Here is a 25707-nt window from a genome sequence, read left to right on the forward strand (position 1 = left end):
CACATGCCGGCGCGGAGGGATGGGGAGTTCGACGTGAACTACGAGCGGAAAGTGGATTCGATGGATAGCCTGGCGGGTTCGACCCAAAGCTTTTACGAAGAGGCGGACAATCGCCGCAAGCGGACGATCCTGATCGTCGCGCTGGTATTGACCGCGATCGTGCTTGCCGTCGCCTGGTTCGCGTTCGGTTCGGGTAAGGCCGGCGACGATGCGGCCGCGGGCGGTGCAGCGGGCGCCGCTGCGGGTGCCAGCACGCCGACCGTGACGGTGATGATCCCGGGCCGCCAATCGGTCCAGGCGGTGATCGCTGCCAACGGTACCATCGCGGCGCGCCGCGAGATGCCGGTCGGCGTCGCGGGCGAGGGCGGTCAGGTCGTCAGCGTCCTTGTCGAACCCGGTCAATGGGTCGGCGCGGGCCAGACGCTCGCGGTGATCGACCGGTCGGTGCAGGCGCAGCAGGCCGCAAGCCTCTCCGCATCGATCCGCGTCGCCAAGGCCGACGCCGATCTGGCGCAATCAGAACTCGATCGCGCCGAAGCGCTGGTCGGACGCGGCTTCATTTCGAAAGCGGACCTCGACCGCAAACGCGCGACGCGCGATTCCGCGAACGCGCGGGTTCGCGTTGCCGAAGCGCAGTATAAGGAAGCCGTTGCGCGCAATGGCCGCCTGAATATCGTCGCACCTGCGGCGGGCCTGGTGCTCACGCGTCAGGTCGAACCGGGCCAGGTCGTCGGCGCCGGCAGCGGCGTTCTGTTCCGCATGGCCAAGGCCGGCGAAATGGAAATGCTCGCGCAACTGGCCGAGGGCGACCTCCAGCGTGTCCGCACCGGAACGCGCGCGACCGTGACCCCGGTCGGCACCAATCTGCAGATCGCCGGACAGGTGTGGCAGGTGTCGCCGGTCGTCAATCCCGACACGCGGCAGGGCACGGTGCGCATTGCTGTTCCCTACAGCGACGCTCTGCGTCCGGGCGGCTTCGCCGACGCCCGCCTGGTCTCGGGTTCGGCCGAGGCGCCGCTGCTTCCCGAAAGCGCGGTGCAGAGCGGTCCCGAGGGCAATTATGTCCTGATCGTCGGCAAGGGCGACAAGATCGAACGGCGTCCCGTCAAGGTCGGAACCGTCACCGATGGCGGCGTGTCGATCGCGTCGGGTCTGACCGGCAATGAAAAGGTCGTCGTGCTTGCGGGCGCCTTCCTGAACGTCGGCGACAAGGTGAAGCCGACGATCCAGAAGTCGTCGCAATAAGCCTCTCCCCCGACCGACTGCGCACAAGGGCGTTTGAATCATGAGCTTTCGCAACATTTCCGCCTGGTGCATCCGCAATCCGGTGCCGCCGATCGTCCTGTTCGCGCTGCTGCTGCTGGCGGGGATCGTCAGCTTCAACCGGATGGACGTCAACGACAATCCCGACATCGAATTCCCGGCGGTGCAGGTCATCGTCGCGCAGCCGGGCGCCGCGCCTGCGGAACTCGAAACGCAGGTGACGCAGCGCGTCGAAGCTGCGGTGCGCAGCGTCAGCGGGGTCGATGAACTCTCCTCCTATGTCAGCGAAGGCAGTAGCCGTACGATGGTGCAATTTGCGATCGGGACACCGATCGACCGCGCCTATAATGACGTCAATCAGGCGATTTCGCAGATTCGCAGCAACCTGCCCGACGGCATCCTCGAACCGCAGGTGGTTCGCGTCGATATCGCGGGCGGCCCGATCACCTATTTCTCGGTCGAGGCGACCGACATGACGCTCGAGCAATTGTCGTGGTTCGTCGACAATACCGTGGCTAAAGAGCTGCTGTCAGTCCCGGGCATGAGCCAGGTGCGCCGTTCGGGCGGGGTCGACCGCGAAATCCGCGTGATCCTCGATCCCGCGCGGATGCAGAGCTATGGCCTGACCGCGAGCCAGGTGAACCAGCAGCTCCGTCAGGTCAATCTGAACGCGGCGGGCGGGCGCACCGAAATTGCCGGGTCGGAACAGGCGGTCCGCGTCCTCGGCAACGCGCAGAATGCATTCCAGCTCGGCGAAACGCGCATTTCGATCGGCAACGGCCGGACGATCCAGCTTTCGGACGTGGCCAAGGTGACCGACGGTTATGCCGAACAGCGTAATCTGGCCAAGATCAACGGCCGTCAGGTGCTGTCCTTCTCGATCGAAAAGGCGAAGGGCTCGTCCGACGTCAGCGTCCATGACGAGGCGATGAAAAAGCTGGCGGAGATCGAGAAGAACAACCCCAAGGTGAAGTTCAAGATCCTCTTCACCCGCACCGAATATACGAAGGAACAATATCGCAGCTCGATGGCCGCGATGATCGAAGGCGCGGTGCTCGCCGTCGTCGTCGTCTTCCTGTTCCTGCGCGACTGGCGCGCGACGATGATCAGCGCGATGGCGATCCCGCTGTCGGCCATTCCGACCTTCTGGTTCATGGATCTGATGGGCTTTTCGCTCAACAGCCTGTCGCTGCTGGCGCTCAGCCTTGTCGCCGGGGTGCTGGTCGACGACGCGATCGTCGAGATCGAGAATATCGTCCGACATATGCGTATGGGCAAGACCGCCTATCAGGCGTCGATCGACGCCGCCGACGAAATCGGGCTTGCGGTTGTGGCGACGACGATGTCGATCGTCGCGGTCTTCCTGCCCGTCGCGCTGATGCCCGGCATCTCGGGCCAGTTCTTCATCCAGTTCGGGATGACCGTGGTGTTCGCGGTGCTGATGAGCCTTGCCGTCGCGCGTATGATAACGCCGATGATCGCGGCCTATTTCCTGGCCGCGCATGGCGAACAGGCGCACGCCGAAGGGCCGTGGATCGATCGGTACGAGCGCGTGCTGCGCTGGACGCTCGACAATGGCAAGCATCACGCGGTGCGCGCCCGCTACGAAGCGGTTCCGACCCGGCTCGCCTTCCTCGCTGTTCCCCTGATCCTGTCGGGCATCTTCGTCCTCTATTCGGCCTACGCCTATTTCCAGCCGGTGCCGGTCGGTCAGGATGCGCCGAATACCGCGCTCTATTTCCTGCTGCGCACGCCGGCGCTGACCGTGATCGTCTTCCTTGCGACCAGCTTGCTTGCGATCTTGCTCGGTGCGCTCGCCTGGTTTGTCGGTATGCGCCAATGGGAATTTACCGGCTGGGCCAAGTTCATGCTGCAGCGCGCCTGGGCACGGCTGTTCGATCACCGCGTGTGGATCGTCGGCATCGGCGCCGCGGCCTTCGTGCTGAGCATCGTCCTGTTCGCCACGCTGCCGCAGCAGTTCCAGCCGACGATCAACAGCGATTACAGCCAGATCAAATATGAACTGCCGCCGGGATCGACGCTGGCGCAGAGCGAGCATATCGCGAACCAGGTTTCGTCGATCCTCAGCGCAAGCCCCGCCGTCGATACCGCCTTTTTCGACGTCAATGTCGGCGGCGGCAATGCCTTCCTGACGCTCAAGAAGGACCGCGATATCAGCAGCGTCGAATGGGAACGCAGCCTGCAGCCGAAGCTGACGGCGATTCCCGATGCGCGCGTGTCGTTCCAGAGCCAGTCGGGCGGCTTTTCGGGCCGCGACATCACAATGGTGATCGGCGGCGACGATCCGGTCGCGCTGGAAAAGCACGCGCTCAAGATCGTCGACGAAATGAGCAAGCTCAAGGAACTGCGCGCGCCGCGGATCGAGGGCGACATTCCGCGGCCCGAGATCATCGTCAATCCGCGCATGGATCTGGCCGCCGAACTCGGCGTGACCACCGCGGCGCTCAGCCAGACGATCCGCATCGCGACGCTGGGCGATATCGATCAGAATGCGGCGAAATTCTCCCTGTCCGATCGCCAGATACCGATCCGCGTGCTGCTGTCAGAAGATTCGCGCCGCAGCCTCGCGACGATCGAGAATCTGCCGGTGCCGACCTCGCGCGGGACGACCGTGCCGCTGAAATCGGTGGCAGAAATCGGCTTCGGCGCCGGTCCGACCGAATTGCGTCGCTACAATCAGACGCGGCGTATCGTCATCGGGGCGGACCTTGCGCCCGGCCTTGTCACGGGCAATGCGCAGCAAAAGATCGATGCGCTGCCCGCGGTCAAGAACATGCCGCAGGGCATCCGCAAGGTCATCCAGGGCGACCAGAAGTGGCAGGCCGAGCTGATCAAGAACTTCCTGATCGCGGTCGTGTCGGGCCTGATGCTCGTGTTCTCGACGCTCGTGCTGCTCTATCGCCGCTTCCTGTCGCCGCTGGTCAACATGTCGTCGCTGCTGCTGGCACCGCTCGGCGGGTTGCTCGGCCTGCTCGTGACCGGGATGCCGATCTCGATGCCCGTCTATATCGGCCTGCTGATGCTGCTGGGGATCGTCGCCAAAAACTCGATCCTGCTCGTCGATTTCGCGATCGAGGAAATGGACAAGGGGATCGGCAAGGTCGAGGCCCTCGTCGATGCAGGGCGCAAGCGTGCGCAGCCGATCATCATGACGACCGTCGCGATGGTCGCGGGCATGGTGCCGACGGCGCTGTCGCTGTCGGGTGACGGCGCATGGCGCGCGCCGATGGGTGTCGTCGTCATCGGCGGCCTGATCCTGTCGACGATGCTGACGCTGCTGATCGTGCCCGCTGGCTTCAGCCTAGCCGACAGCATCGAAAAGCGCCTTGGCCGCTTCTTCTCGAGCAACCTGCTCACCTACAAGAAGGGCGACGATACGCGGCCGCACGGCGATGCCGCGCCGCAGCCGGCCGAGTAACCGGACGCGACCGGCGACCGCGCGCGCGGTCCGCCGGTTGCAACCTTTGGCGGGCTGCCCCATTTGAACGGCATGACCAGCGTATCGCCCCCGACCGAAAGCAGGCGCGCCCACCCCGCCGGAGTGGGCGTCGCCGTTCCGACCGGCGGCATCAATGTCCGCATTGTGGCAACCGGACTGCTGCTCTTCATGGCTGCGGTCTTCGTGACCGCGAAATATTATCAGGATGTGCATCCTGCGGTCGGCTTCGTCCGCGCCTTTGCCGAAGCGGCGATGGTCGGCGGGCTGGCCGACTGGTTTGCCGTGACCGCGCTGTTCCGTCACCCGATGGGGCTGCCGATTCCGCACACGGCGATCGTGCCGCGTAACAAGAACCGCATCGGCGACACGCTGGCGCGCTTTCTGCTCACCAATTTCCTGTTGCCGCGCCTGATCGCGCGCAAGATGCAGACGGTCGATGTTGCGGGCGCGGTCGGCAAATTCCTCTCGCAGCCTGCCGAGGGCGGCGGGCGGCTTAGGCTGGGCGCGTCGCGAATTATCGCCGACGGGCTCGGCGCGCTCGATCAACAGCGGCTCGGCGGCATGGTCAAATCGGCGATTGCCGACCGGCTTCGCGAACTCGACGTCGCGCCGCTGCTCGGGCAGGCGCTGCAGGCGGCGCTGGCCGAGGGGCGGCATCAACCGTTGCTCGATGCGATGGTCAAATGGGGGTCGAAGACGCTCGACCTCAACGAGCATCTGATCCACCAGATGGTCCACGACAATTCGGGGGCCATCGTCCGCTTCACCGGCCTCGACGAGAGCATTTCGAACCGCATCGTCGCCGGCCTGTCGAAGCTGCTCAGCGAAATGGCGGTCGACGAAACCCATCCGATCCGCATCCGCGTCGAAGAGGGGCTCGCAAAGCTGGCGCTCGATCTGCAGCATGACCCGGAAATGCAGGAAAAGGTTGCGCGGGTGCGCGACGAACTGCTCGATAACCCGGCGGTCAAGCGCTGGCTCGACGGATTGTGGGAACAGGGGCGGGGCGCCTTGCTGCGCGCGGCGCGCGATCCCGAGACGATGCTCGCGGGCCGGATCGGCGAGCTGGTGACGCAGTTCGGCGCGATGCTGGGCGAGGACCGGGCGATCAAACGCACGCTCAACCGCTACGCCCGCCGCGCCGTCGTCGGCGCGGTCGACAGCTATGGCGAGACGGCGCTGAAGCTGGTGTCGGACACGATCCGTGGCTGGGACGCGAAAACAATCACCGACCGGCTGGAAAATGCGGTCGGCGACGATCTGCAATATATCCGCATCAACGGCACGCTGGTCGGCGGACTGGTGGGCGTTTTGATCCACGCGATCGATATCTGGATTTGACCGTCGCCCCTCGAAGGGTGGAGCCGCTGGCCTAAAGACAGGCCGCCAGTCCCTCGCGAAAACTCGGGTAGCGCGGAATCCACCCCAGCTGCCGTTTCGCCTTGCCGTTCGCAACGCGGCGGTTCTCGGCGTAGAAGGCACGCGCGGCGGACGACAGGCCGGCGGCGTCGAGCGACTGCAGCGGCGGCAGCGGCGCCCCCAGCAGCGCGCAGCCCCATTCGACGAGGCGGTTCTGGTGGCACGGCGCATCGTCGGCGAGGTTGTAGACGCCCGCCGGGCCGCGGAAGGAGGCGATCACGCCGCCCGCGATATCGTCGACATGGATGCGGCTGAAAACCTGATCGGGCAGATCGATCCGGTGGGCGCGGCCTTCGCGGATGCGATCGAGGATGCTGCGGCCGGGACCATAGATGCCCGGCAGCCGAAAGACGCACATGTCGCCGCGCAGCGCGGCCCACGCCGCATCGGCGGCGTTGCGGTCGGGACGGCGGCCCTTCACCGGTGCGCTTTCGTCGACCCACGCGCCGCCGGTATCGCCATAAACGCCTGTCGAGGAAAGATATCCGGTCCAGGCCGCCGGCGCGAGCGCCACCGCCTCGCCATAGCGGGCGAGCACCGGGTCGGTGCCGTCCGCCGGGGGAACCGACGACAGGATATGCGTCGCCGATCGCAGCGCGCCCAGCACCGCGGCCTCGTCGGCGAAGGCGATGCTGTCGCCGCGTCCGTCGCGCGTCGTCCCGCTCACCTCCCACCCGCGCGCGCGCAACCGGTCGGCGATATGGCCCGCCGCATAGCCCATTCCGAAAATCAGCATATGTCCCATCGCCGCCCTTATTGCGCGGCGCGCGGCGCAAGCCTAGACCCGCATTATGACCGACGCTTCTTCCTCCCCCGTTCCGCCCGTGACCATCCACCGCAGCGATTATCGCCCGCCCGAATGGCAGGTGCCCGACATCGCGCTCGATTTCGCACTCGGCCTCGATACGACGCGCGTCGGTGCTGCGCTGTCGGTCGTGCGCCATGCCGATGCGCCGGCGCCGCTGACGCTGCGCGGCGACGGCCTGACCCCGCTCGCGGTGCGCGTCGATGGCGAAAGCTGGAACGATTGGCATATGGAGGGCCCCGACCTGATCGTCGATCTCGGCGACCGGGCCCGCGCTATCGTCGAGGTCGATACCGCGATCGATCCCACGGCCAATACCCAGCTCATGGGCCTTTATGCCTCGAACGGCATGCTCTGCACCCAGTGCGAGGCCGAGGGGTTCCGGCGGATCACCTTCCATCCCGACCGTCCCGATGTCCTCAGCCGCTACAAGGTGCGGATGGCGGGCGACAAGACGGCCTTTCCCATCCTGCTGTCGAACGGCAATTGCGTTGCAAAGGGTGCGGGTGACGACGGCAGCCATTGGGCTTTATGGGAAGATCCCTGGCCGAAACCTTCCTATCTTTTCGCGCTCGTCGCGGGCGATCTTGTCGTCAACCGCGACAGCTTTACCACCATGTCGGGGCGCAAGGTCGAACTGGGCATCTGGGTGCGCGCGGGCGACGAGGGCCGCACCGGCCACGCGATGCAGGCGCTCAAGGACAGCATGGCGTGGGACGAGCGCGTCTATGGCCGCGAATATGACCTCGACCTGTTCAACATCGTCGCGGTCAGCGATTTCAACATGGGGGCGATGGAGAACAAGGGCCTCAACATCTTCAACACGCGTTATATCCTGGCCGATCCCGACACAGCGACCGACCTCGACTATGACGGGGTGCAGGGGGTGGTCGCGCACGAATATTTTCACAATTGGTCGGGCAATCGCGTCACCTGTCGCGACTGGTTCCAGCTCAGCCTGAAAGAAGGCTTCACCGTCTATCGCGACCAGAGTTTTTCGGCCGATATGGGTTCCGCACCGGTCAAGCGAATCGAGGATGTCCGCCTGCTTCGCGCCGCACAGTTTCCGGAGGATGCGGGGCCGCTCGCGCACCCGATCCGGCCCGACAGCTATCAGGAGATCAGCAACTTCTACACCGCGACCGTTTACAACAAGGGCGCGGAGATCATCCGGATGATGGCGACCCTGCTCGGTCCGCAGCGCTTCCGCGCCGGCACCGATCTCTATTTCGACCGCCACGACGGCGAAGCGGCAACGTGCGAGGATTTCGTGCGCGCGATGGAGGAGGGCGGGGCGATCGATCTGACCCAGTTCCGCCGCTGGTACGAACAGGCGGGGACGCCGCGGCTCAAGCTGACGCTTTCAGAGGATCAGGGGCAGTGGGCGCTCGATGTGGTGCAGACCGTGCCGCCGACCCCCGGCCAGCCCGAAAAACTGCCGATGATGATGCCGCTGCGTATCGCGGCCTTCGATAGAAGCGGCGGTGCATCGCTGCCCGATACGCTGGTGACGCTGACCGGTGCGACGCAGCGGATCGCGCTCGGCGCCTTCGACGGGCGCCCTGCCTTGTCGGTCAACCGCGGCTTTTCGGCACCGGTCATCGTCGATTTCGATCGCGCGCAGGGGGAACTCGCCTGGCTTGCGGCGCATGATGACGACCCCTTCGCGCGCTACGAAGCCTTGCAGCAGTTCATGCTCGACACGCTTGTCGCGGCAGCGGCGGGGAATGAAGTCGATCATCGGGCGGTGGTCGATGCGGTGGCGCAGACGCTGCGTGGGCGCGGCGAAGATCCGGCCTTCATTGCCGAGGCGGTGCTGCTGCCCAGCGAGGCGTTCATCGGCGACCAGATGCTCACCGTCGATCCCGACGCAATCCGCCGCGAACGGCTGGCGCTGCAGGCCGCGATCGGCCGCGCGCTCGCGGAGGAATGGCGCGCGATACTGGCGGGCAAGGCACCGCCGGCGACCGACCTGTCGCCGCACGCCAAGGGTGAACGGCGCCTGCGCGGCGTCGCGCTCGCCTATCTTGCCGCGACGGGGATCGCCGATATCCCGGCGCTCGTCTTCGGGGTGTTTTCGGATGCCGACGGTATGACCGAGCGTCAGGCGGCGCTGGCGACGCTCGCGCATGGCGACAGCGACGAACGCGCCCATGCCCTCGACATCTTCTATCAGCGCTACCGCGACAATCCGCTCGTGCTCGACAAATGGTTCCAGGTACAGGCGTGGTCGATGCGCCCCGACACGGTGGAGGCGGTGCGCCAGCTGGCCGAGCATCCCGATTTCACCCTGTCCAATCCGAACCGGGTGCGATCGCTTTATGGGGCGTTCACGGGCAATCAGGCGGCCTTTCATCAGGCCGATGGCGCGGGCTATCGGCTGATCGCCGACCTTGTCATCGCGCTCGATCCGCGCAATCCGCAGACCGCGGCGCGAATGATCCCGCCGCTCGGGCGGTGGAAGCGCTTCGACGAGGCGCGCGCCGCGATGATGCGCGCCGAACTGGAACGCATCCTCGCCCAGCCCGGCCTGTCGCGCGACACGACCGAACAGGCGTCGAAGAGCTTGCTGGGCTGAGCGATCAGGCCGGCGCCGACAGCTTCGTGCCGACGACGCCGATCACGATCAGCGCCATGAAGCCGATCTGCACGGTGCCGATTTTTTCGCCGAACAGGACGATACCGCCGATGATGACGCCGACCGCGCCGAGGCCGGTCCAGATTGCATAGGCGGTGCCGGCCGAAATCTCGCGCATCGCAAAGGCGAGCAGCGCCATGTTGAGGAAGCTGAGCGCGATCGGCACCGTCGAGGCCTGCCACGTGCCCAGCGTTGCGGCCCATTTCAGGCTGAGTGCCCAGCAAATTTCGGTGAAAACGGCGATTGCCAGGATGAACCATCCCATGCGCGAGTCCTTTCGTCAGGCGGGCTCGTGCGGGAGGCGCACGCCGGAAACCCGAAAGAGGCGATGCGCGAAAGAGGCGGCTATCGCGGCCGCGGCTCGCCCCTAAGGGGCAGGAGCGCAAAGCGCAAGAGCGGAGCGGCCGCGAGCCGGCGCGGCCCGCGTCAGCCGGCGAGCCAGGCCGCGATGTCGGCGGCGACCTTGTTGGCGGCGCGCGTCAGCGCCTCGCCGACCGGCTTTGCCTCGATCTTGCCGCCGATCGGTTCGCGCACCTCGAAGCGGCGCTGCGTCACCGTCTTGCCGCCCGCCGCGACGCGCATCGCCTGGAGCGAGACGACCGCTTCGTTGGTGCGCGCATCGACGCCGAATTCGAGCAGCTGGCTGGCAAGCTGTTCGCCCGGCGCGGTCAGATACTGGCCCTCGTCGAGCACGACCAGCGGGGTTTTTGCCGCGACGGTTTCCGACAGGAGCCGCTGGAACAGGCGCTGCGGCGCCTCGACCCACTGGGCGTCCTTGACATAGGCGACGCTCGCATCGTCCTGCTGCACGGGGATGCGCGTGGTGCGCAGCTTTTGCGGCGCATTCGGGATCAGGATCGTCAGCGTCTGCGCTTCGCCCGCCGAGCGCGCCTCGCCGACGACCGGGGCGACATCGGAATCGAGCGTGAGCAGAAAGGGCGGCGCCTTGCCGCCGAAACTGACACAGGCCGAGAGCGACAGCGCGCCCAGCGCGAGCAGCGCGGGAGTGCGAAGACGGCGAAGCGGGTGGGGCATGGCGGTCGTCATCCTCATTTCTTGTAATCGGGCAGCTTGCTGCCGCCGAGCACCGCGCCCGCGCCTTGCTGATCGAGCTTGTCGGTCAGGCTCGAAAGCGAGGAGGAGGTGCGGCGCAGGTCGCGGATCAGCGCATTCGCTTCGGGAATCGTCGTTTCGCTGAAGGTCTTGAGGCCGGGCCGGGCGTCCGAAATCGCCGATTCGAGCGTCTGCATCGACTTGTTTGCGGAGGCGAGCGTGTCGCGCAGATTGCGCATCGCAGGATCGACATTGCGGTCGATCGTGCCCTGCGTCGCGGCGGCAAGATTGCCGATCTGTTCGGCCGCGGTCCCCGTCTGCTGGATCGCGACGCGCGTGTCGGCGAGCGCGGCTTCGATCGCCGGGCCGTTGCGCGCGAGGATCGCGGTCGATTGCTCGACATTCTTCAGGATCGCCGCGAAGCTCGCCTGATTCTTGTCGTCGGCCAGTTCGGCCAGCCGCTCGGTCAGCGTCGACAGGCGCTGGAGAAGCTGCGGCGCGGTGTTGAGCAGTTCGCCGAGCCCACCGACGCGCGTCGGGATGACCGGTTTGCCGGCGGGGCCCTTGTCGGCGATCGGCGGCGCGCCCTTGACCGCGCCGTCGAGCGAGATTTGCGATACGCCGGTGAAGCCGACGCCTTCCAGCGCCGCGGTCGTCCCCTGCAGCACCGGCACATGCTCGTCGACCTCGATACGCACGCGGACGAATTGCGGATCGTCGGGCCACAGCGCGATCTGCCGCACCTGGCCGACGGGAACACCGGAGAATTGCACCTGTGCGCCTTTGTTCAATCCGTCGACAGACTGTTTGAAAAATATATCATATTCCTGACGCTTGCCGCCGCTGTCGTTCGCCAGCCAGACCACGAACAGCGCGAGCGCAACGGTGAACAGCAGGACGAAGGCCCCGACCAGAACATTGTTCGACCGCGTTTCCATCAGCTCTTCCTATCTGCCCGCGTCAGCGCGTCGTTGCTGCCAGAGGCGGCGCGTCCGCGCGGTCCGTTGAAATATTCCTGTATCCAAGGATGCTCGGTGGCAAGAAGTTCCGGAATCGTGCCGACCGCGATCACTTTTTTCTCGGCCAGCACCGCGACCCGGTCGCAGGTCGCGTAGAGCGAATCGAGGTCGTGGGTGATCAGGAACACGGTCAGCCCCATCGTGTCGGCCAGTTCGCGGATCAGCTCGTCGAACTTCGCGGCGCCGATCGGGTCGAGCCCCGCGGTCGGTTCGTCGAGGAACAGCAGCGCCGGATCGAGCGCCAGCGCCCGCGCCAGCCCCGCACGCTTGACCATGCCGCCCGACAGCTCGGCCGGATATTTGGGGCCGGCATCGTTTGGCAGGCCGACCATCGCGACCTTGTAGGCCGCGATTTCGTCGAGCAGCTCTGAGTCCATGCGCGGATAGAACTCGCGCAGCGGCACCTGGATATTCTCCGCAACGGTGAGCGTCGAGAACAGCGCACCGCCCTGGAACATCACGCCCCAGCGACGGCGCAGGTCGCGCGATTCCTCTTCGTCGACGATCGTGTCGAGCGTCTTGCCATAGACTTCGACCTCGCCCGCGGTCGGGATCTGCAACCCGATGATCGACCGCATCAGCACCGACTTGCCGGTACCCGATCCGCCGACGACGCCCAATATCTCGCCCGACCGCACGTCGAGATCGAGGTCTTCGTGGATCACCGCATCGCCGAACTGGTTGCACAGGCCGCGCACCTTGATCGCAATGTCGAATTTTTCGGGTTCGATGAGCTCGGCCATCAGTTCCAGCCCAGCGAGGTGAAGAAAACGGCGAAAAAGGCGTCGAGAACGATGACGAGGAAGATGGCGGCGACAACCGCCGAGGTCGTCCGCTTGCCGACTTGCTCGGCGTTCTGGCGCACCTGCATCCCTTCGTAACAGCCGGTGACGCCGATCAGGATGCCGAAAACCGGTGCCTTGATCAGCATGATCCAGAAATCGGTCATCGGGATGATTTCACGGATGCGCTGGACATAGGTCAGCGGCGGGATTTCCAGCCCGACCCAGCAGAAGATGCCGCCTCCGATGATCGCGCAGATGCTGGCATAAAAGCCGAGCAGCGGCATGGTGATCGTCGACGCCGCGACGCGCGGCAGGACGATCGCCTCCATCGGCGACACGCCGATCGTGCGCATCGCATCGACTTCCTCGGTCAGCTTCATCGTCCCGATCTGCGCGGCGAAGGCCGAGCCCGACCGGCCGGCGACCATGATTGCGGTCATCAGCAATCCCAGCTCGCGGATCGAGGCACGGCCGACGAGGTTGATCGTGAACACCTCGAGCCCGAATTGCTTGAGCTGCACCGATCCCTGCTGCGCGATGACGATGCCGATCAGGAAGCTCATCAGCCCGATGATGGGCAGCGCGTCGACGCCGACGGTCTGGAACCGCGTGACGATCGCATTCCAGCGGATCGCGCGGCGGGCGCGGATCTGGTTGAACAGCGCGACGACCATCGCGCCGAAAAAGCCAATGATGCCAAGCAGTTCGTTCCAGATCGCCACACTTGCGGTGCCGAGCTGTTCGAGCATACGCACCCAGGCAGGGCGCCGGTCGCCATGGATGCGATACTCGCTGGTGTCGTTCGCCAGCGCGTCGAGCAGCCGCTGCGCATCCTGGCTCGCGCCGACGACCTTCGCGTCGTGGCGATGCATCGTGCGCGTCACGATCCACGCCCCGACGGTGTCGATGCGGGTAATATTTGAAAGATCGAGGAGCGAAATCGGTCCAAGCTCGTCGAGCCGCTGCGGCAGGTCGCCCATCCGGGCGAGCGTCAACCGGCCCGAGAAGCGGACCTCTGCGCCGTCAGCGCCATCGTTCGTTTCGAAGTCCGCCCAAACCGCCATGACGCGGGCGACATTGGATTATTTGCCAGGGCACGGCAAGCGAATTGGCCGCGCTTGCGGCAGGCTGCGCTCTTGGCCGGCGGTGGGCGCGCGGTTATAGCGGGAGTATGGAGGTTCCGACGCTCGATCCCGTCCGCGACTATGCGCATCGTGTCGCGATGTACGACATGGACCGCACGATCACGCGGTCGGGGACGTATAGCGGCTTTCTGATGCACGTTGCGCGGCGGCGCCAGCAATGGCGGCTGCTGTTGCTGCCGCTGGTGGCGCTTGCCGCCGCCGCCTATTCCTTGCGTCTGATCGACCGGTCGCGGCTGAAGGCGATCAATCTGCGGCTGCTGGTCGGAAAGAGTTTCAACCGCGCCGAGATCGCTCCGCTCGCCGAAAGCTATGCCGATCAGGTCATTGCGCGCGGCGTGCACGCGGCGGCGCTCGACCAGATCGCGGCCGACCGCGCGGCGGGTTACCGCGTCCTCCTCGCGACCGCGTCCTTCCATCTCTATGTAGATGCGATCGCGCGGCGGCTGGGCATCGATGATGTGCTGGCGACCCGCCTCGACGCACCCGACGGCGCCGATCACATCCACGCGCGGCTGGCGGGCGACAATTGCTATGGCGCGGCCAAGTTCGCGCGCATCGGCGAATGGCTCGCCGATAATGCCATCACCCGCGAAGACGCGCACATCCGCGCCTATTCGGATCATGTCTCCGATCATCCGATGCTGGGCTTCGCCGACGAGGCGGTGGCGACGACGCCGTCGCGCGCGCTGAAGAAGCTGGCGCCGCAGCGGGGATGGGCCGTCGTCGACTGGCGGCAGAAGACATAGTCATCCCGGCGGTGCGGGAGGCTTGCCTCGCTTCCGCTCAGACCGCGTCCAGTGCCTGCGCGAAGTCGGCGATCAGATCGTCGGCATCCTCGATCCCGATAGAGATGCGGACGAGATTGTCGGTGATGCCCAGCGCCTTCTTGCGTTCGTCGGGGACCGACAGATGCGTCATCGCCGCCGGATGGCTCGCGAGCGTTTCGGTGCCGCCGAGGCTGACCGCGAGCTTCGCGATCTTGAGCGCGTCGAGAAAGCGGAAGCTCTCTTCCTCGCCGCCCTTGATGAACAGCGAGAAGGTCGATCCCGCGCCGCTGCAGTGGCGGTCGAAGATGTCCTGCTGGCGCGGGTCGGCAATGAAGCCGAGATAGCCTAGTCCTTCGACCTTGGGATGATCGCGCAGGAAGGTGCAGACCTTCAGCGCATTCTCGCCCGCCCGGCTCATGCGCAGTTCGAGCGTCTCGAGGCTGCGCAGCAGCATCCACGCCGTGTTGGGATCGCAGATGGTGCCGATCGTGTTGCGCATCGGCCGGATGATGTCGATCAGCCGCTGATCGCCCGCCACACCGCCCGCGACCAGGTCCGAATGACCGCCGGCATATTTGGTCAGGCTATAGACGACGAGTTCGGCGCCCTGCTTGAGCGGCTGTTGCCAGAGCGGGCCGAGGAAGGTGTTGTCGATCGCGATCGCGGGCTTGTGGTCGCCGGGGAAGGCGGCATCGCGTGCGCCGCGCACCGCCTCGACATCGACGAGCGCGTTCGTCGGGTTCGCTGGGCTTTCGAGATAGACGAGAGCGACCTTGCCGCCCTTTTCGTCGGCGAGCGCCTGGGCGCGGGCGAGCACGTCGTCGATCTGCTCGCGCGTCGCGCCTGCCGGAAAATCGACGAAGCCGACGCCGAAGCGCGAGAGGATGCGCGCGATCAGCGTCTCGGTCGCGGCATAGAGCGGCCCCGAATGGACGACCACGTCATTCTGTCCGACGAGCGCCAGCATCAGCGTCGCGATCGCCGACATACCGCTTGAAAAGACGAGCGCATCGTCGGCGCCGTCCCACAGCGCCAGCCGGTCCTCGACGATTTCCTGATTGGGGCCGTTGAAGCGCGAATAGACAAGGCCATCGGCGGGGCCCTGCCTTTTGCCGGTGATATGTTCGAAGAAGCGCTTGCCCGCCGCCGCGCTTTCGAACGCGAAGGTCGAGGTCAGGAAGATCGGCGGCTTCAGCGCGCCTTCGGACAGAAAGGGGTCATAGCCATGCCCCATCATCTGCGTCGCGGGGGTCAGCTTCTTGCCGCCGACTGCTTCGATATTCGCCTTGTTCTTGCCGCGCGTGGCCATGACATGCTCCTGAGAATGATCACGCAGCTATAGCAAGGTTGGTTACGATTGAAACCGGTTCGCGGTCAGCCGGGTCAGGCAAGTGCGGCGATGGCCCAGATAATGCCGATGAGCAGCGGTACGCCGAGCAGATCGAGCGCCAGCCCCGCCTTGAGCATACGCGGCAGAGCGATGTTGCCCGTCGCCCAGGCAAGCGCGTTGGGGCCCGTTCCCGATGGCAGCATGAAGCCCCAGCTTGCCGCCATCGCGACGGGCAGGGCAAGGAGGACGGGATCAGTGCCGGTCGCGGCGATCAGCGCGGCGAGCACGGGCATGATGCCGCTCGCCGTTGCGACATTGCTGGCGAATTCGGTGATCAGGATCGTCAGCGCGACAATCACCGCCGCAAGGAGGATTGTCGGGATCGAACCGAGCGGTGCGAGAACCGCGCCCAGCCAGGCAGCAAGTCCGCTCTCGGTGATTGCGGCAGCGAGGGCAAGCCCGCCACCGAACATCATGATGACGCCCCAGGGCGCGCGATCGGCTTCCTTCCAGACGAGCAGCGGTCGGCCGGTGCCGTCGGGCACGACGAACAGCAGCAGGCTGCCCGCTACTGCGACGGTGCCGTCGGTCAGCGCGCCCTTCGGGAACAGCGGTTCGAGCCAGGGCTGCATCACCCAGGCGATCAGCACGAGCAGAAACACGGGCACGACGCGCCGCTCGGCGGTCGACCAGATTGCCTGGTTGCCGAGCGCGGCCGCCGCCGCGCGCCCGTCGAACGGATGCTCGGCAAGCCGCTGCACCCGCGCAAGGACGATCATCGCAAAGGGCACCGACACAAGCACCACCGGCACGCCATAAATCGCCCAGTCGAGGAAGGAGATGTGCAGCCCGAGCGTCCGCTCGATCAGGCCCGCGGCGATGGCGTTGGTCGGGCTGCCGACCAATGTGCCCAGTCCGCCGAGCGAAGCGGCGAAGGCAATCCCCATCATCACGGCGCCGGGGAAACCCTCGGTATCGCCCTCGCGGGCGCCGGCGGCTCCGACGACCGCCAGCGCGATCGGCACCATGATCAGCGCGGTCGAGGTGTTGGAAATGAACATGCTCAGCAGCGCGGTCGCCGCCATGAAGGCGAAGAGCAGCCCGGTCGCGGTCGGCGGCGCGCGCTTGAGCAGCGCCAGTGCGAGCCGGCGGTGCAGCCCGACGCGCTCGATCGCGAGTGCGAGGAAGGCACCGCCCAGGATCAGAAACAGGATCGGCGAATAATATTCCTTGGCGATGGCATTGGCGTCCATCACCCCGAAGGCCGGGACGGTCAGGAAGGGAAGGAGTGCGGTGACGGTCAGCGGCATCGCTTCGGTCATCCACCAGATTGCCATCAGGACGGTCAGCGCCGCAACGCGCCACGCCGTCGGTTCCATGCCCGCGGGGGCCGGCAGCGCCAGCATCGCGACGAAAGCCAGCAAGCCGCCGATCAGCCCGAGCAGGCGCGTGCGCGTCATCCGTCCCCCAATCCGATCACCGAAAGCTGCCGGCCATAGCTGTTCTCGCTTTTATGGCAGGCGCGGCGATAGCTGAAATAATCCTCTGCCCCGGCGTAGGTGTCCTGCCCGCCGATGGCAACCGTGGCGACGCCCGCCGCCGCAAGGTGCGCCGCGACATAAGCGGCGATGTCGAACATGGCGTGTCCCGGCTTGCCGGCCGCGAAGAAGCGTTCGTTGGCGGGATCGTCGGTGACGAAGCGCCGCACGAAGCTGTCGTCGATCTCATAGGACGCGCGGCCGATACAGGGGCCGATCGCCGCGACGACATCGCTGCGCCGCGCGCCGAGGCTTTCCATCGCGCCGAGCGCCGCGTCGGTGACCCCCGCGATTGCGCCTTTCCACCCGGCATGCGCCGCCGCGACGACGCCGGCCGAGCGATCGGCAAACAGCACCGGGACGCAATCGGCGGTGAGGATGCCGAGCAATATGCCCGGCGTGCGCGTCGCCAGCGCGTCGGCTTCGGGCCGGGCGGCAAGGTCGCTGTCCGCATCGACGATATGGCAGCGATTGCCATGCACCTGATAAAGCCCTGTCAGAGTAGCGCCGGGCAGCACGGCGGCGACGACGCGGCGGCGATTTTCCGCAATCAGCGCGGCATCGTCTCCCGATCCCACGCCGCAGTTGAGCGAGGCAAGCTCGCCGGTCGACACGCCGCCGCGCCGTCCGAAAAATCCGTGCGCGACCCCGGCGAGCGGCGCGGCGGTGGTGAAAGGCGGGGTCACAGGTCGAGCCTCCAGATCCGGTCTTCGTCGATATGGTTGCCGACGCGGAATGCGTTGCGGCCGACATCGACGAAGCCATAGCGGCGGTAAAAAGCCTGCGCGCGCGGGTTCTCGGTGAAGACCGATAGATAGAGGATCGATGCCCTTTGGCGCGCCCAGTCGATGCCCCATTGCATCAGCGCCGCGGCAACGCCCGTCCCTTTGGCTTCGGCGGCGACATAAAGCTGGTGGAGTTCGGTCGCGCCCTCCGCCGGCTGCCCCTCGGGCAGATCGAAATCGATGGGACCAAGCTTGATATAGCCGAGGATCGCCTCGTCGGCGCCGCGGACGAGCGCGACTACCATCGCGGGATCGGCGATCTGTGCGCGCAGTTTCTCGGGCGGATTCCAGTCCGCGAGAAAGCTCGCAAGGTCGGCGGGATCGTAGATATGACCGAAGGTCTGCACGAAGGCGGCTTCGGCAAAGCGCGACAGCGCGTCGGCGTCGGCAGCGGTGGCGAGCGTGACGTCGGTCATGCAATCTCTCCCGAACTATCGAATCCGGCGGGCTGCGGCCAGCCGGCGCCGGTCAGCGCCATCGCCTGGAACAATGTTCCCATCTGATCGCCCGCGACCAGCCGGTCGCGCTGTCCCTGCAAATCGGCCGCGCGTGCGGGCGAGGCAGCGACCAGCGTCGGCAAGCGGGCGTCAATGCCCATCGCCTGCAACCACGCGCCCTGATCAACGGGGCCGAAGACGTTCGTGCCGGGGCGCCGCGCGGCATGGGCAAGCGCTGCGAAGTCGACATGGGCGGTCAGGTCGACCTCGCCCGGATCGGCGAAGGGATCGGCGAAACGATGCGCCTTTACCGCCTGCAGCGTGTCGCCGGTGGCGGGGCCGCAATAGCCATAGTCGATCGCGAGCATTGCGCCGCCCTGCCGTGCGAGCCGTGCGCTGCACTGATGCATCACCGCGGCGGCGACGGGCGCGGTTTCGACGATCGTGCCTTCGGCGCGGTCGCGCAGCGCCGGCGGTATGGCCTCGTCCGCGGGAACCGTGTCCGGAGCAGCGGTTATGCCGTTGCCCCCACGCACGACGATGCGCTCGCGCCAGCCGTCCTTCGTTGCCACATATTGATGGACGGGCAGCGCGTCGAAAAATTCATTGGCGATGACGATCAGCGGCAGGTCGTCCGGCAGGCTGTCGATCTCGTCATGATGCTCTGCGTCCGGCAGGCGTGCCGACTGCGCCGCGCGCAGCGCCGGGCTCGTCTCGACGAGGTGGAGGCCTTGCGGCTTGCAGTCGAAGCGGGCGGCGGTGCGCAGCGCGTCGGCGGCGAGTGTGCCGCGCCCCGGCCCCAATTCGACATAATGAAAGGCGGGGCCGCCCGCACGCGTCCACAGGTCGGCGATCCAGACGCCGACCATTTCGCCGAACATCTGGCTGATTTCGGGCGCCGTGGTGAAATCGCCCGCGGCGCCGAGCGGGTCGCGCGTCGCGTAATAATGCGCGTTCGCCGCCGCCATATAATCGGCGACCGTCACCGTCCGCGCCGCGGCAATTTCCCTCATCAAATCGTCGGGGGTCGGCGGTCCGTCAGGCAACGCTGTCGGACCCCGCGACGGGTTCGACGCGCTTGCGCCGGCCCTTGGCGGTCGCGACGAGCCATATGCCGGCGAGCAGCATCGGCACGGTCAACCACTGGCCCATCGACAGGCCGGTCATGTCGACGACCCACTGGCGCTGAACATCGGGTTCGCGGAAATATTCGACGACGAAACGGCTGACGCCATAGAGGATCGCGGCCATGCCGAACAGGAATCCGGGCTTGTAGCGCGCATCGGTGCGCCAGAAGAACCAGGCGAGCACCGCCATCATGACGATGCCTTCCAGTCCCGCTTCGTAAAGCTGGCTGGGATGCCGCGGGTCCATCGTGCCGCTTTCGGGAAAGATGATCGCCCACGGCACCGTCGTGGCGCGACCCCACAGCTCGCCGTTCACGAAATTGGCGAGGCGGCCAAAGAAGAGGCCGAAGGGCACAACGCACGCGACATAGTCGCAAAAGCGCAGAAAGCTGAGCTTCTCCTTGCGCGTTACATACCAGATCGCGACCAGCACGCCGAGTACGCCGCCGTGCAGCGACATGCCGCCGTCCCAGAGGCGGAAGACTGCGGCGGGATCGCGGATATAGGATTCCAGATTGTAGAACAGGACATAGCCGATGCGTCCGCCCAGGATGATTCCGAGCATTGCATAGAAGATCATGTCGTCGGCGTGACGGCGCGCCATCGGCGAGCCCGGCTGGTCGATCAGCTTGGTAAGATACCAATAGCCGACGAAAATGCCCGCGAGATAGGCGAGGGCGTACCAACGGATCGGAAGCCCGAATACCGAAAAGGCAATCGCGCTATTGTCTCCCATCAGGTCATGGAAGTTCACATATTGCGTTGCTTCGGCTAGGGTTGCAAAAAGAAACATATATTCTCGGACCTTCCCCAGGAGAGGGCTTCCCCATAAGGGGTAAGCGCCACGAGACCAAGAGGAGAGATACAGGATGCCATCCGCGCTCGATCTGCGCCTGGACGCCGCATATGAACTGATCACCGGCCCCGGCGGGCCGATCCAGGTCGGATCCATCGAAAAGGACGGGCGTTCGCTGCCCTTCATCACCAATGCGCCGACGAATCTGGGCGACTATGTTGCGTTTTTTTGTGCGCAGCATGGCGACGCCACCTTTCTGGTCGAAGGCGATGAACGGCTGAGCTTCAAACAGGTCTATGCCGCCGCGCGGAAAGTTGCGGCGGGACTGATCGAAACGCACGGCGTCGCGCGCGGCGACCGTGTCGGCTTGGCGATGCGCAATGCCAATGCCTGGTGCGTCAGCTACCTCGGCATCCTGCTTGCGGGCGGCTGCGCGACGCTGCTCAACGGCTGGTGGCAGGGCGGTGAGCTGGCCGCGGGGATCGAGGATGCGGAGGCGAAGCTGGTAATCGCCGATCCGCAGCGCGCGGCGCGGCTGGCCGAACCCGGCGTGACGCACAGTGCCAAGGTCGTGACGCTCGACATCACGCGCCCGATCGACGAAGCGATCGCGCCGGTCAGCGGCAGCGCCGACACCGCCTTGCCCGTGCTCACCGGCGACGATCTGGCGACGATTCTCTTCACCTCGGGTTCGACGGGTCAGTCGAAGGGCGCCTATTCGCGTCACCGTTCGGTGGTCCAGGCGATCTTCAACTATGTCACCCAGACCGCGAGCATCGTCCATCTTCTGACCGAAGACGGGCAGATGTCCGATATTCAGCCCGCGACGCTGATCTGCACCCCGCTGTTCCACGTCACCGCCGAAATCCCCGTGTTCCTGCAAAGCTTCGCGCTCGGCCGGAAGCTTGTGCTGATGCCGAAGTGGAATGCCGAAGAGGCGATGCGGCTGATCCAGGACGAACAGGTCAATTATTTCGTCGGCGTGCCGCTGATGAGCTACGAGATTCTCGTCCACCCGAACCGCAAGAATTACGATCTGTCGACGTGCAAGAGCTACGCCGGCGGCGGCGCGCCGCGCCCGCCCGAACATGTGAAGCGCCTTGCGACCGAAATGGGCGAGGGCAAGCCGCTGCTCGGCTATGGCCTTACCGAAACCAACGCCGTCGGCTGCGGCATCATCAACGAAAATTATGTCGAAAAGCCGCTTTCAACCGGCCCCGCCTCAAAACCGCTCGTCGATCTTGCGATCCTCGACGACAATGGCGCGGCGCTCGCGCAGGGACAGGTCGGCGAAGTATGCATCCGGTCGATCTGCAATTTCGAAGGCTATTGGAACAATCCGGCGGCGACCAAGACGGCCTTTTTCGACAATGGCTATTTCCGCACCGGCGACCTCGGCTATCTCGATGCCGACGGCTATCTGTTCATCGTCGATCGCAAGAAGGACATCATCATCCGAGGCGGCGAGAATATCAGCTGTCAGGAGGTCGAGGCGGCGATCTACGAACATGCCGACGTCAACGAATGCGCGGTGTTCGGCCTGCCCGACGAGCGGCTGGGCGAAGTAGTCGGCGCGGTCGTGTGGCTGAAACCCGAGAGCAGCGTCGATGCAAACGAACTGACGGCCTTCCTGCAGGAGCGGCTGGCGGCGTTCAAGGTGCCCTATCGCATCTGGATGGCGACCGATGCGCTGCCGAAGCTGGGCAGCGAAAAGATCGACAAGGTCAGCCTGCGCAACAAATATCGCGAGGAATTTGCGGCCCAGCCCGCGGCATGATCGCAAAGACGGCGTAACCGGAGAGGGAGCGGGAGCGAATGAGGGATATGGAAGAGGACCAGTCCCCCGTCGCCCCCGCGGCCGCCCCGCCGCCGCGCGTCTATCGCCATCGGCTGCCGACGCGGCTTTGGCACTGGATCAACGCCGCGACGCTGCTCGTCATGCTGATGAGCGGGCTGATGATCTTCAACGCGCACCCGCGCCTCTATTGGGGGCAATATGGCGCGAACTACGACCAGCCGTGGCTGTCGATCGGGTCGAAGGCGAATCGCGGCTACCTCCGCATTGCCGCGGTCGAGATCGACACGACGGGTGTGCTTGGCCGCTGGACCGACGCCGATGGCGCGACGAAGACCTGGGCCTTTCCGGGTTGGGCGACGATTCCCACCAGCTACAGCCTTGCCGACGGGCGGCGCTGGCACCTCTTCTTCGCCTGGGTGCTGGCGATCAGCCTGACGCTCTATATGCTGTGGACCGTGATCGGCGGGCATTTGCGCAAGGATCTGCACGTCCGGCGCCCCGAATGGTCGCCGGGGCATATTTGGCAGGATATCGAGGATCACGCCCGGCTGCGCTTTCCGACGGGCGAAGCGGCGGCGCGGTACAATATCCTGCAAAAGCTCAGCTATATCGGCGTGATCTTCGTGCTGCTGCCGCTGATGATTGCGACCGGGCTGACGATGTCGCCGGGGATGAATGCCGCCGCGCCGTGGCTGCTCGACCTGTTCGGCGGGCGCCAGTCGGCGCGCTCGATCCATTTCATCCTGGCCTGGGCACTCGTCGCCTTCTTCCTCGTCCATATCGCGATGGTGCTGCTCGCCGGGCCGGTCAACGAACTGCGCTCGATGCTTACGGGCTGGTTCCGTCTCCCCGCCGACAAGCCTCGCGTGGGAGAAAACGCATGACCGGCCTGATCCTGCCGCGACGCGAACTGATCGTCCGCGCGGGCGGCATGGCAGCCGCGCTGCCGCTGCTCGCCGCGTGCGATCGGGTCAACGAGGCGCCCGCGGTGCGCAAGATCCTGTCGATGGGTGAGGAGATGAACCGCGCCAGCCAGCGAGCGCTGACGGACCGCGACGCCCTCGCGCCCGAATATGGCCGCGCCGACCTGTCGCCCGTCTTTCGCGCCAACGGCACCCGCCTGCCCGAAGGGGCCGACTATGCCGCGCACGCCGCGAACGGCTTTGCCGGCTGGCGCGTCCGCATATCGGGGCTGGTCGCGCGGCCCTTGTCGCTGTCGCTCGCCGATTTGCGGGCGATGCCGCAACGTCGGCAGATCACCCGCCACGACTGCGTCGAGGGCTGGAGCGCGATCGCCGAATGGATGGGGCCGCAACTGCGCCAGGTGTTGGCAGCGGCAGGGGTGCGCGATGCGGCGCGCTATATCGTCTTTCATTGTGCCGACCGGATCGGCGGCGCGGCTTATTATGAAAGCTGCGACATGGTCGATGCGCTTCATCCGCAAACGATCCTTGCGTGGGCGCTCAACGGATCGGTATTGCCGATCGCCAACGGCGCGCCGTTGCGGCTGCGGATCGAGCGGCAGCTCGGCTACAAACATGCCAAATATCTTACCGGCATCGAAGCGGTCGCCAGCCTCGACAAGGTGGGTGCGGGGAAGGGCGGCTTCTGGGAAGACCGCATTGATTATGAATGGTATGCGGGTATTTAGGGGGGCGCAGGGGGCAGGCAAGACGTCGAAAAGGTCGCACCCATGTCCATTCTCCGCCCGTTCCTGGCCCGCGTCATCCGTCACGGCCAGCTGACCGTCCTGTCGCCGGACGGGAGCAGCGAAAGCTTCGGCGCGCCGGCCGCCGGCTATCCCGAAGTGACGGTGCGTTTTACCACGCGAAAGGGGATGCGCCGCATCATCCTCGATCCGCGGCTCGGCGCCGCCGAAGCCTTCATGGACGGCGAGATGGAGATCGTGCAGGGCGATATCATGGAGCTGATCGGCCTGCTGCGCGCGAACACGCCATGGGACCGCGGCGCAAAGCTCAAGGACAAGACCGCGCTCGGCGAATGGATCGAGGGGATGAAGACGCGGCTCAATTCGATCAACCGCCGGCGCTCGTCGCGCGCGAATGTCGCGCATCATTACGACATCGGCAACGACCTCTACCGCCTCTTCCTCGACAGCGACATGCAATATAGCTGCGCCTATTGGCCGCGCCCCGACATGACGCTGGAGGAGGCTCAGGCGGCGAAAAAGGCGCATATCGCGGCCAAGCTGGCGCTGGCGCCGGGGCAGCGCGTGCTCGACATCGGCTGCGGCTGGGGCGGCATGGCGATCGCCCTCGCGCAGCTCGAACGGGTCGAGGTGCTGGGGATCACCCTGTCCGAAGAACAGCTCGCGCTCGCCCGCGAACGCGCCACGGCGGCGGGTGTGGCCGACCGGGTGCGCTTCGAACTGATCGACTATCGCGACCTTGCCGAGCGCGAGGTCGGGGGTTTCGACCGGATCGTGTCGGTGGGCATGTTCGAACATGTCGGCGCCGCCAATTTCGAAACCTTCTTTCGCGCCTGCGCCAATCTGATGACCGCCGAGGGCGTGATGCTGCTCCATACCATCGGCCGCTTCGGCAAACCCGGTGCGACCGACGCCTTCACGCGCAAATATATCTTCCCCGGCGGCTATATCCCCGCGCTCAGCGAAACGGTCGCGGCGAGCGAAAAGAGTCGGCTGATCGTCACCGACGTCGAAACGCTGCGGCTGCATTATGCGCGCACGCTGCGCCAATGGTATGCGCGCACGTTGGCGCATCGCGACGAGATCGTCGCCATGATGGACGAACGTTTCTATCGCATGTGGACCTTCTACCTGGCCGGCGCCACCGCGGCCTTCGAAAGCGGCGGGATGGGCAATTACCAGATCCAGTTCGCCCGCAGCCGCCACGCCCTGCCGCTGACCCGCGACTATATGGCTGAAGCCGAGGGGCATTATCTTTAGCCTCGCGATGGGAAAGGCAGCAGGCGTCTGCTTCGGGGTGGAAGGGGACTTCGCCGCTCACCGCTTCGTGTTCCCCGGCGAAAGCCGGGGTCTAGGGCGTCGAACGCTGACGTCGGTGCCGTAAAGCCCTAGACCCCGGCCTTCGCCGGGGAACACATATAGATGCTGGGCTCCACCTCAGTCGTCATCCCGGACTTGATCCGGGATCCATTCACTCAGCGTCGGAATAATGGATCCCGGATCAAGTCCGGGATGACGATGAAGTAGATTTCTACAATTGGTCTTTAGAAGTGATTCCGTCCAAATAAGCAGGGAACGGCTGATATAGGTTTGGAAGCGAACTCTGGTTCACTGGGTTTCAGAGTTATGCATAGGGGTCTTGGCCGCTGTCATCCTGAAAATTCCAAGCGCTCCTAGAGTAAGAACAAGTGCGCCATAAGCGAGGTTCTCAGGCTTCTCTAATCCTTGGACGCCATAACCATACTCGGCCAGCAGCAAGCCCAGAACCGCCCCGGCGAAGGCAATCGACAGCCGATCAAGCGCCGTCTGGATCATGGGACCTTAAGCTCCTTCAATTGGTCATATAATTTGGATTCGCGAGGTCCGCAATCAG

General features: G+C 65.5%; 22 protein-coding genes. 9 read left to right on the plus strand and 13 right to left on the minus strand.

Annotation, left to right across the window (positions count from 1 at the left end; translation table 11 throughout):
* The first annotated feature begins 60 nt into the window (after window positions 1-60).
* From EBMC1_RS14345 to EBMC1_RS14355, 3 genes are all read left to right on the plus strand, one after another.
* Window positions 61-1245 (plus strand): efflux RND transporter periplasmic adaptor subunit, encoded by a 1185-nt coding sequence (locus tag EBMC1_RS14345; protein ID WP_003049190.1) that lies wholly within the window; start codon window positions 61-63, stop codon window positions 1243-1245.
* A gap of 40 nt (window positions 1246-1285) precedes the next feature.
* On the plus strand, window positions 1286-4702 hold the full coding sequence (locus tag EBMC1_RS14350) for an efflux RND transporter permease subunit (protein ID WP_003049193.1): 3417 nt from the start codon (window positions 1286-1288) through the stop codon (window positions 4700-4702).
* A gap of 72 nt (window positions 4703-4774) precedes the next feature.
* Window positions 4775-6064 carry a DUF445 domain-containing protein gene (locus tag EBMC1_RS14355; RefSeq protein ID WP_081611211.1) on the plus strand — a complete coding sequence of 430 codons (1290 nt, stop codon included), beginning with the start codon at window positions 4775-4777 and terminating at the stop codon, window positions 6062-6064.
* Window positions 6065-6095: 31 nt separating this feature from the next.
* On the opposite strand, the gene EBMC1_RS14360 is transcribed toward EBMC1_RS14355, so the two are convergent.
* Window positions 6096-6887 carry a hypothetical protein gene (locus EBMC1_RS14360; RefSeq protein ID WP_003049198.1) on the minus strand — a complete coding sequence of 264 codons (792 nt, stop codon included), beginning with the start codon at window positions 6885-6887 and terminating at the stop codon, window positions 6096-6098.
* A 46-nt stretch (window positions 6888-6933) separates the two neighbouring features.
* Between EBMC1_RS14360 and pepN the strand changes: the two genes are divergently transcribed.
* On the plus strand, window positions 6934-9525 hold the full coding sequence (gene pepN, locus EBMC1_RS14365) for an aminopeptidase N (RefSeq protein ID WP_040590434.1): 2592 nt from the start codon (window positions 6934-6936) through the stop codon (window positions 9523-9525).
* Between the two features lie 4 nt (window positions 9526-9529).
* Here pepN and EBMC1_RS14370 read toward each other — a convergent pair whose 3' ends face one another.
* The 5 genes from EBMC1_RS14370 to EBMC1_RS14390 all read right to left on the minus strand — a co-directional run bounded on the left by EBMC1_RS14370 (window position 9530) and on the right by EBMC1_RS14390 (window position 13506).
* Entirely contained in the window at window positions 9530-9850 is a 321-nt protein-coding gene (locus tag EBMC1_RS14370) for a DMT family transporter (RefSeq protein ID WP_003049205.1), read from the minus strand.
* A gap of 161 nt (window positions 9851-10011) precedes the next feature.
* Window positions 10012-10632 (minus strand): ABC-type transport auxiliary lipoprotein family protein, encoded by a 621-nt coding sequence (locus EBMC1_RS14375; protein ID WP_003049208.1) that lies wholly within the window; start codon window positions 10630-10632, stop codon window positions 10012-10014.
* Between the two features lie 2 nt (window positions 10633-10634).
* Window positions 10635-11576, minus strand: a complete 942-nt coding sequence (locus EBMC1_RS14380; RefSeq protein ID WP_003049211.1) for an MlaD family protein — start codon at window positions 11574-11576, stop codon at window positions 10635-10637.
* Window positions 11576-12400, minus strand: coding sequence for an ABC transporter ATP-binding protein (locus EBMC1_RS14385; RefSeq protein ID WP_003049215.1), 825 nt, complete (start codon window positions 12398-12400; stop codon window positions 11576-11578). Before EBMC1_RS14385 ends, EBMC1_RS14380 begins: the two co-directional genes overlap by 1 nt.
* On the minus strand, window positions 12400-13506 hold the full coding sequence (locus EBMC1_RS14390) for an ABC transporter permease (RefSeq protein ID WP_003049217.1): 1107 nt from the start codon (window positions 13504-13506) through the stop codon (window positions 12400-12402). Before EBMC1_RS14390 ends, EBMC1_RS14385 begins: the two co-directional genes overlap by 1 nt.
* A gap of 107 nt (window positions 13507-13613) precedes the next feature.
* Between EBMC1_RS14390 and EBMC1_RS14395 the strand changes: the two genes are divergently transcribed.
* A complete protein-coding gene (locus tag EBMC1_RS14395; RefSeq protein ID WP_003049220.1) occupies window positions 13614-14333 on the plus strand; it encodes an HAD family hydrolase in 720 nt (239 codons plus the stop codon).
* Window positions 14334-14370: 37 nt separating this feature from the next.
* Here EBMC1_RS14395 and EBMC1_RS14400 read toward each other — a convergent pair whose 3' ends face one another.
* The 6 genes from EBMC1_RS14400 to lgt all read right to left on the minus strand — a co-directional run bounded on the left by EBMC1_RS14400 (window position 14371) and on the right by lgt (window position 20364).
* Complete coding sequence (locus EBMC1_RS14400) at window positions 14371-15663, minus strand: cystathionine gamma-synthase family protein (RefSeq protein WP_003049223.1); 1293 nt, start codon at window positions 15661-15663, stop codon at window positions 14371-14373.
* 74 nt (window positions 15664-15737) lie between these two features.
* On the minus strand, window positions 15738-17144 hold the full coding sequence (locus EBMC1_RS14405; protein WP_003049226.1) for an SLC13 family permease: 1407 nt from the start codon (window positions 17142-17144) through the stop codon (window positions 15738-15740).
* Window positions 17141-17908: a peptidoglycan editing factor PgeF gene (pgeF, locus tag EBMC1_RS14410; RefSeq protein WP_003049229.1), complete on the minus strand. Its 768-nt coding sequence runs from the start codon at window positions 17906-17908 to the stop codon at window positions 17141-17143. The genes EBMC1_RS14405 and pgeF overlap by 4 nt, the downstream gene beginning before the upstream one ends.
* Window positions 17905-18423, minus strand: a complete 519-nt coding sequence (locus EBMC1_RS14415) for a GNAT family N-acetyltransferase (RefSeq protein ID WP_003049233.1) — start codon at window positions 18421-18423, stop codon at window positions 17905-17907. Before EBMC1_RS14415 ends, pgeF begins: the two co-directional genes overlap by 4 nt.
* Window positions 18420-19457, minus strand: coding sequence for a class I SAM-dependent methyltransferase (locus tag EBMC1_RS14420; protein WP_003049235.1), 1038 nt, complete (start codon window positions 19455-19457; stop codon window positions 18420-18422). Before EBMC1_RS14420 ends, EBMC1_RS14415 begins: the two co-directional genes overlap by 4 nt.
* Window positions 19458-19482: 25 nt before the next feature.
* A complete protein-coding gene (gene lgt, locus EBMC1_RS14425; protein ID WP_003049239.1) occupies window positions 19483-20364 on the minus strand; it encodes a prolipoprotein diacylglyceryl transferase in 882 nt (293 codons plus the stop codon).
* Window positions 20365-20440: 76 nt separating this feature from the next.
* Between lgt and EBMC1_RS14430 the strand changes: the two genes are divergently transcribed.
* Genes EBMC1_RS14430 through EBMC1_RS14445 form a run of 4 tightly spaced genes read left to right on the plus strand, consistent with a single transcriptional unit; the run spans window position 20441 to window position 25094 of the window.
* A complete protein-coding gene (locus EBMC1_RS14430) occupies window positions 20441-22144 on the plus strand; it encodes a class I adenylate-forming enzyme family protein (RefSeq protein ID WP_003049241.1) in 1704 nt (567 codons plus the stop codon).
* A 47-nt stretch (window positions 22145-22191) separates the two neighbouring features.
* Window positions 22192-23049, plus strand: coding sequence for a cytochrome b/b6 domain-containing protein (locus EBMC1_RS14435; protein WP_003049244.1), 858 nt, complete (start codon window positions 22192-22194; stop codon window positions 23047-23049).
* A complete protein-coding gene (locus EBMC1_RS14440) occupies window positions 23046-23816 on the plus strand; it encodes a molybdopterin-dependent oxidoreductase (RefSeq protein WP_003049247.1) in 771 nt (256 codons plus the stop codon). Before EBMC1_RS14435 ends, EBMC1_RS14440 begins: the two co-directional genes overlap by 4 nt.
* 42 nt (window positions 23817-23858) lie before the next feature.
* A complete protein-coding gene (locus EBMC1_RS14445) occupies window positions 23859-25094 on the plus strand; it encodes an SAM-dependent methyltransferase (RefSeq protein ID WP_003049250.1) in 1236 nt (411 codons plus the stop codon).
* 348 nt (window positions 25095-25442) lie between these two features.
* On the opposite strand, the gene EBMC1_RS14450 is transcribed toward EBMC1_RS14445, so the two are convergent.
* The gene (locus tag EBMC1_RS14450; protein WP_003049253.1) at window positions 25443-25649 is read right to left on the minus strand and encodes a hypothetical protein; all 207 of its coding nucleotides are present in this window, start codon (window positions 25647-25649) and stop codon (window positions 25443-25445) included.
* Window positions 25650-25707 lie beyond the last annotated feature (58 nt).

The sequence above is a fragment of the Sphingopyxis sp. MC1 genome, assembly GCF_000371385.1.
GTDB classification, from domain to species: domain Bacteria; phylum Pseudomonadota; class Alphaproteobacteria; order Sphingomonadales; family Sphingomonadaceae; genus Sphingopyxis; species Sphingopyxis terrae.